Origin of the sequence: Phaeovulum sp. (assembly GCF_041596715.1) — a bacterium.
In the GTDB taxonomy this organism is placed as follows: Bacteria; Pseudomonadota; Alphaproteobacteria; order Rhodobacterales; family Rhodobacteraceae; genus UBA6213.
Window position 1 is genome coordinate 1 of the sequence record NZ_JBFHIA010000175.1, and the last position, 6,688, is coordinate 6,688.

The window sequence follows — 6,688 nt, forward strand, 5'->3', positions numbered from 1 at the left end:
CACCCGGCGGCATCAGCCCTTCAACATCCGGAAGTGAAGATCATGCTCGAACTGAAGCTGAACGGCACCCTGATCGAGACTTTTCGCACAGGTTCCGCCTGCCGCCTTCCGAATGGCGCCGTGGTGGCGCCTGCGCAAGCGGGCTGGTCGAGTGCACAAGGCTATACGCTGAGCGAGGCGCCCGCGCCGGAACCAGTCGAACCCTCGCCAGAGGAGTTACGCGCCGCGATGCCACCGCTGAGCCGGCGTCAGGTGTTTATTGGCCTGCATCGCAGTGGGCTGATCTCAGGGCCAGAGGCCACGGCGGCGGCGCGCACTGGCGAGGTGCCTGCCGCAATCGAGGCGGTGTTTGCAACGCTTCCCGAGCCCGAGGCGACCGACGCGCGCATTACCTTCGCGGCTTTCACCCAGGCCTTCCGGCTCGACCCGACCACGCTGCTGCTGCAGGCGGCGGGGCAATTGAGCGACGCTGAGCTCGACGAGTTCTTCGTCGCATTCGCCGAGGTTTGAGGTGGAGCGCAGAACACCCGCAGCCCATACCCCGCATCTGACACCGGAGCGCGCAGCCGCAGGGCGGAACCGCAAACCTGTGCTAAGCCACCACCACTCTGGAGACCCCTAATGCTGCCCGACTGGGAGACCCTGCAAAAGACCTGGCCGCTGCTCGCAGCCCTTGCCGCCCTCTGGGCCCGTCTTGAGGTCGCTCGGGCCTTGGGCCGCGCTGCCTCGGTTCAGAACGCGGCCGAGCTTGCCCGCCTTGAGACCCGCGTCGAGACAATGGACAAGGCGGCGCAAAACCACGCCGTCCAGCTCGGTCGCATCGAAGAAGCGCTGAAGGGCGTTGGCCATACCCTCGAGCGAATTGATCGCAAGATCGGGAACTGAGCGGGCGGGCTTTGCGAGGCCAGGCGCCACCGCAGATCTGCGTCACAGGAACCACCTGCAAAAATACGCCGCCCAAACTCACGGCAATCTTGAACCACACCCCGAACCCGTCGCCCTCGCGGCGGGTTTTGCATTCATGGAGGACCCCATGACCACCACGACCTATCCGCAATTCCGCGACGTGCCGCAAAGCGCCTGGCTCTGGCCGAACTTCTCCCCCACCGAGATCGCCTGCCGCGGCAGCGGCGCGCTAAAACTCAACTCGCAAGCCATGGACAAGCTGCAGGCCCTGCGTGATGCCCTCGGCAAGCCGCTGATCGTGCTTTCGGGCTACCGCAGCCCGGCGCACAACAAGGCGGTCGGCGGCGCACCAGCCTCCAAGCACATGGACGGCACCGCGTTTGACATCGCGATGGCGAACCATGACCCCGTCGCCTTCGAGGAGGCAGCGCGCAAGGCGGGGTTCAAGGGCTTCGGGTTCTACCCCCGCTCGGGCTTCCAGCACATCGATCTCGGCCCCGCCCGGGAATGGGGAGAGCGGTTTGCGCCCCGCGCCACGGCATTCGCCCCCGAGACCCCGCCCGCCCGCGAGGTGCTGGCCGACAGCCGCACGCTCAAGGGCAGCGGCGCCGCCGGGGTGGCAACGGTCGGCGTCGCCGGGGTCGAACTGGCGCGCGAGGTTCTGGGCGAGACACTGTCGGCGATCCTGCCGCTGGTGCCGTATCTCGACGCCCTGCGCTGGCTCTTCATCGCTGTCGCCCTCGCAGGCATCGCCTTGGCGATCCATGCCCGGATCGATGACTGGAAACGGGGGCGGCGCTGATGCGCTGGATTGCAGCCCTCCTCGCGAGCGGCCCGGCGCGCAAGGCGCTGGGCCTCATGCTGACTGTCCTCACCATCGCCCTGTTTCTCATGAACCTTCGCCGCGCTGGCGAAAGCGCCGGAAGGTTGGCGGAACGACTCGAAACCGTGGAGAAGATCAATGAAGCACAACGCCAGATGCTGGACGCCGCTAGCCGCCGTCCTCGCGATCGTGATGAGCTTGCTCAGCGGCTGCGCGATGGGGAGTTCTGAGCCGCGGGTTGGCGCTTGTCCGCCGGTGGTGGAATATGACCGTGCCGAGCAAGCAGATATGGCGGCCGAGATCGAGGCCTTACCCGAGGGGGCGGTTTTGGTCAGGATGCTCAGCGACTATGCGGTGCTGCGGGAGCAGGCGCGGGCGGGCCGGTGAATAGAGGACTGAGCGGGTCATGTGGCATCACCACGGATGTCGTTTTCGCCTCGATCTGGATTTGCTAACGGGCTGCTTGGCTGGTGCGATTTTCGCTTTCCCGACACAGGTAGGATAACGGACACATCCAAGGAACCGCCCAAATGTGCCGCTGCGCTCAACCAGCCAGCCATCTTCACATGCAGGGCATGAAGGATAACTTGCACCGCAGCCACATCGAGTGCTGGCAAATCTATTTTCGCGGCGCGGCAGGGCCGTGCCGCAAGATGCGCAGGCTGGCAGCAAATTGCCGCAGTGCTGGACATGTTCGCAACGGTACCAAATGCGGCCATCCTGCCCGGTGACGCCAATTAACCGCCCGCCGCATTCCCCGCAAACATAGGCTTCTGATTCTGCCCCTGGCGGCACGGCAATATCGTATGCGGGATCGCTCCTGAGTTCGGTGACAAAGGATGACGGCCGCGCGTTCGAAACAAGGATCGTCAGGGTATGGCGGGCGCGAGTCATGGCGACATACATGACGCGCCGCTCTTCCGCGTTCTGGAATGCCTCCTCTTCCGGTGAGACCAAGGACAGGAGCGGGTCGTCGACGATCTCCGAGGGGAATCCGGTGCGCCCACTGTCTGCATTCAGGAGGATCACATGATCTGCTTCCAAACCTTTCGAGGCATGAATGGTCTTGAAGTTGATCCGCAGAAGCGGAAACAGGCGCTTCAGCTTGCGGATGTCAGGTTCGAGGAAGCGATATCGACCGAGGAGCAGCACGCTCGCAGATTTTTTACCTTCCTCCAGGTTGGCGGACAGGGTTCCTAAAACTTCGGAAAGCTTTTGTTCGTCCTCGCCCTTCGCTACGGACACGATCCTGATGGCCGGTTCGGTTGCCGTCCCGGCCGGAACAATTTGTTTCTGGATCTGGGCAGGGTTGCGCAAGACAAAGGTTCTGGCGGCGAAAGCGATCTGATCAACCGAACGGAAGGTGCGCCCCAGATCGACCGACCTGTGCACTCCTGTCTCGCCATCGAAGCTGCCGCCAAACTCGCTACCGAACTGGCGCATCAGATGGATGTCGGAACCTGAGAAACGAAAAATTGACTGCCAGTCGTCGCCAACAGCAAAGACGCGCGTATCTGGATGCTGGGCCTTCAGCGCCTTCACAAGCCGGGCGCGGCTTTGAGAGATGTCTTGGAACTCGTCGACGAGGATGTGGCGAAAGGGGCTGACATAGCGGCCGGTCTCGGCGTAATGCGCCGCGCGCAGGATCATATCTTCGAAGTCGATCCGCCCTCCGAGCCGTTTCTTGTATTCCTCGAATACCGGCGCAAAAACGTCAAGGAATGCCCTGGCCCGCTTGCCGAGCTTCATCCGCTCTGACTTGCTTTCACAATCCGCGAGGCTGTAGCTGCCGCCTTTGAACTTACGTAGGAAGGTTGCGAGCAGCTTCGAGAAATCGTCGACCTGCTTCAGCTCTATTACGCGATCAAAAATCGTGTCGGCCGGGCGAGGCTTCAGGGTGACATGCGGTGCCAGCTTTTCCGCCAGGCCCGTCAGCAGGCACCCCTCCTGCCGCTCGTAGCTGTAGGTCTCGATCAGGGTGGTTTCGTGCTCGGCGTGAACCTGCCGCTTCCAGTCCATGCCAGCCAGATACTCGTCTCGATCGACGTAGGGTGCCGTTACCAGTCGGTCGCCGCCATCGGCCATTTTCTGGCGGCGCACACCGAAATGCTCGATATAGATGCCGCTCTCGATCAGGCGGAAATCCGGTTGGTAGTCCCGCCTGCCGGTTTCGGCGATCTTGTGTTCGTAGACAGGTTCATATTCGTATTCGATGCCGTTTTCATAAAGCCAGTTGGCGATCTGCAGCTCCTCGTAGCTTTTGACCTTTTCACCCTGCAGCGTGCGCAGATCCTGGCTCTCCATGTGAGTGTAGAATTCGTGTTTGGTCTTAAAGTCCCATTCGCTCTTCGGCTCGACCAGGAAATGCGCGAACCACTGGATGATCGCCCGCGACACATCCGACAGCGTGTGAACCAGATCCTTCAGGATCTGCTTGATTAGGTTCGTGAAGGCCAAGTCGTCAGTGGCATGATTAGCCAGCGCTGGTTTCGACCCTTCCACGATGCCGATGATGTCATAGGCAATCGCGTGGAATGTCCGCGCTACGATTGGCACCCCGGAACGCGCCTCTACCCGCTCCGACATCTCCTCCGCCGCGTTCTTAGCAAAGGCCAGCAGCAGGATTTCTTCCGGCTGACGGATGCCGGCCTTGACCAGAAAGGCCGCCTTCGCGGTGATGACGCTGGTCTTGCCCGATCCTGCTCCTGCGAGAACGAGCGTCGCGTCTTCATCAACCACGATGGAAAGCCGCTGTTCTGGCGTCAGCGGCTTGTTTTCAATCGTGTCAAAAAAGTCCTTCCAGCGATCCAGCTCTGCAGTGACAAAGGCGGCGATGCCGTTGGCCCGTGCCGTTCGCGGGTCGGCGGCGAACAACCGGACAGCGGTAATGCGCGCAACTGCCTCGGCTCCAATGGCTTCAGGCTGCAACTTTGACAGCAAAGCGGCATCAAGTGCGCGGGCATCGTCCAGCATATTTGAAATCATGCACGCGGCCGGGTAGCGGGTTGGGCTGGCCAGCGCCTGAACCCCATCGTAGATCCTCTCCAGACGCGCCGCTTCCTTCTCGAGAACCGAAAGGTTGAAGCGGACCCAAGCTTCCTTCAACTCAGCCGAGAACGCCCGGGCATCAATGTGGCTTGCGCCCTTCAGAGTAACGCCGTCATGCTCGCCCGTCGTGACGGTCAGGGCCGTTCCCAGCATCCCCTTTCGGATCGCAGGTGGGCTCGCCAGCGACTGCAAGGACATGGACAAGTCCCGGCCACGGCGCGTGATCCGGAGGTGCTCCCCATTGAGCTCCATGGCGCGCACGGACTTACCGAATGGGTTAAGGAGCAGTCCAAACAAAGGGCGTTGTTGTAGTCGAATCAATGTTTTGGGCCTCGTCGTCACTTCCGCTCAGCATGTGCTGTACCCAGGGCAGACTGCAACCTCGTTTGACGACTGAAGGCGCGTCCTTCTTGCAAGGTCGGTTTTAACGCGCTGACGCGCCGCCTACCCTTGGCCGGCGACAAAACCGCCGATCACTCGCGCGTCATCTGAAGTGGAAACTCTCCGGGACACCGCGATCGTCGCCTCAAGGCTCACTGACTACATGGCCTCGCGCGATCAAACCCGCGCCTGTCAGTATTGGCTGGATTTCCTTTCTTCGCATACTACCGCCAAGGCTCTGGCTCATAAGCTGCCTTCGCCACGACTTTGTTGGCATCGGCGCGCGATCGGTACCGGCCGATCATCTCTCCGGCTTCGTTGTCGTCCACAGCTGTAACACGATACATGTTCCAGCTTTTGTCAGAGTTCGGTTTGAGCTGAAACACACGACCGTTCTTGCGGCAATAGAAGAACTTTGACCCCTTGATCTGCGTCCAAGGGCAGTCCCCGTAAGACAATAGGCGGCGTTCGCGGGCCAGCCTTGCCTCGTCCTGCCGTTTTTCTTTTGCCATGCGCCGTGCGTCGTGGAGGCGTGGCCATTGCGACGCCGCATAATTGGACAACTTGCCGATAATTGCGGGCATCTCCGTCCCGGCAGATTTTTCCGAATGATAGATGTCGAGGCACTCAGCCTGCAGCTCTGGCTCCGGCGATGCGATGTATTCGACCTCAATCAGGTGGCGCATGCGCTGTTCGAGGTCGGTCATTGTTAGTGGCTGCCCCGGCAATGAATTCAGGAACTCCAGGAGGTCATCATTGGGGATCCAGCAGTCCAGGGCCGAGGACAACACAGTGTCGCGTGCGCCCTTCCACTTTCGCCAAACCGAACCGTCGTGGTCGAGCTGTGTGACGATCTCAAGGGCGAGCTTGGTAAGAGATCGCGGGTCACGGATATGGCGCAACGAAGGGCTGCGCACATACTCCGCCAACAGGCGATGAACGGCTGATGAGCGCTGGTCCATGTACATGTGGCACCACTAGGAAAATTGGCCGAAAGACTGTGTAAGATTTGTTTCTTTGTAATCTTGAGCCCGAGGTAGCTTTCAATCAAGTCTTTGATGGCAGCTTTTGCCCGATCGCTGTCGTCAAACAAATTTGAGAGCAACTCACTGGCGCCAACGCCGCTTGATGTTAGAATGCCGCCTCATTCTGTTGCCAAACTAGTTTGACGTGACTAGTTTGGCTGCAAATCTCTTTGACAACAGAATCGGCAGTTGAATGATCACCAAACCCTACGATCTGACAGACGCGCTCAGCTATCACATCGGGGCCTTCCCTCCGTCTACCCTCGACTACGAGGTTCTGCTGGGACCACTCGAGGAAGCTGCTGCATCATTGGCCCGATACGACACAAAGATGTCGGGCATGGTGAACAGCGAGCTCTTCCTTGCCCCACTTCGCCGTCAGGATGCGGTCACCTCATCTAGAATGGAGGGAACGATCTCGACCATCGAGGAACTCTATCGCCTTGAAGCCGAGGAAGACGCGGGCAGTGCCGACCCTTACCGGGAAGCGCGCAACGACGACATC

Annotated in this window: 7 protein-coding genes; 5 read left to right on the forward strand and 2 right to left on the reverse strand. The window is 60.6% G+C overall.

The features are described from left to right. From ABY403_RS11840 to ABY403_RS11855, 4 genes are all read left to right on the forward strand, one after another. Window positions 1–510, forward strand: a 510-nt coding sequence (locus ABY403_RS11840; RefSeq protein ID WP_372841025.1) for a hypothetical protein, incomplete at its 5' end; no start/stop codon positions are given. 111 nt (window positions 511–621) lie between these two features. Continuing rightward, window positions 622–885 carry a hypothetical protein gene (locus ABY403_RS11845; RefSeq protein WP_372841026.1) on the forward strand — a complete coding sequence of 88 codons (264 nt, stop codon included), beginning with the start codon at window positions 622–624 and terminating at the stop codon, window positions 883–885. 148 nt (window positions 886–1,033) lie between these two features. Further along, window positions 1,034–1,708 (forward strand): YcbK family protein, encoded by a 675-nt coding sequence (locus ABY403_RS11850; protein WP_372841028.1) that lies wholly within the window; start codon window positions 1,034–1,036, stop codon window positions 1,706–1,708. After that, window positions 1,708–1,959: a hypothetical protein gene (locus ABY403_RS11855; RefSeq protein ID WP_372841029.1), complete on the forward strand. Its 252-nt coding sequence runs from the start codon at window positions 1,708–1,710 to the stop codon at window positions 1,957–1,959. Before ABY403_RS11850 ends, ABY403_RS11855 begins: the two co-directional genes overlap by 1 nt. Before the next feature lie 184 nt (window positions 1,960–2,143). Here the strand turns inward: ABY403_RS11855 and ABY403_RS11860 are convergent, their stop codons facing one another. Together ABY403_RS11860 and ABY403_RS11865 are read right to left on the reverse strand one after the other, a co-directional pair. Then, window positions 2,144–5,029: a UvrD-helicase domain-containing protein gene (locus ABY403_RS11860; RefSeq protein WP_372841032.1), complete on the reverse strand. Its 2,886-nt coding sequence runs from the start codon at window positions 5,027–5,029 to the stop codon at window positions 2,144–2,146. Between the two features lie 353 nt (window positions 5,030–5,382). After that, on the reverse strand, window positions 5,383–6,120 hold the full coding sequence (locus tag ABY403_RS11865) for a hypothetical protein (RefSeq protein WP_372841030.1): 738 nt from the start codon (window positions 6,118–6,120) through the stop codon (window positions 5,383–5,385). A 256-nt stretch (window positions 6,121–6,376) separates the two neighbouring features. Here ABY403_RS11865 and ABY403_RS11870 point away from each other — a divergent pair. After that, window positions 6,377–6,688: Fic/DOC family N-terminal domain-containing protein (locus ABY403_RS11870; RefSeq protein ID WP_372841031.1), on the forward strand; the 312-nt coding region annotated here is incomplete at its 3' end.

Bases quoted from the DNA above. Each gene is read 5' to 3' on its own strand.
- ABY403_RS11860 (WP_372841032.1), bottom strand. From the start codon at position 5,029: ATGGAGCTCAATGGGGAGCACCTCCGGATCACGCGCCGTGGCCGGGAC.
- ABY403_RS11855 (WP_372841029.1), top strand. From the start codon at position 1,708: ATGCGCTGGATTGCAGCCCTCCTCGCGAGCGGCCCGGCGCGCAAGGCG.
- ABY403_RS11850 (WP_372841028.1), top strand. From the start codon at position 1,034: ATGACCACCACGACCTATCCGCAATTCCGCGACGTGCCGCAAAGCGCC.
- ABY403_RS11845 (WP_372841026.1), top strand. From the start codon at position 622: ATGCTGCCCGACTGGGAGACCCTGCAAAAGACCTGGCCGCTGCTCGCA.
- ABY403_RS11865 (WP_372841030.1), bottom strand. From the start codon at position 6,120: ATGGACCAGCGCTCATCAGCCGTTCATCGCCTGTTGGCGGAGTATGTG.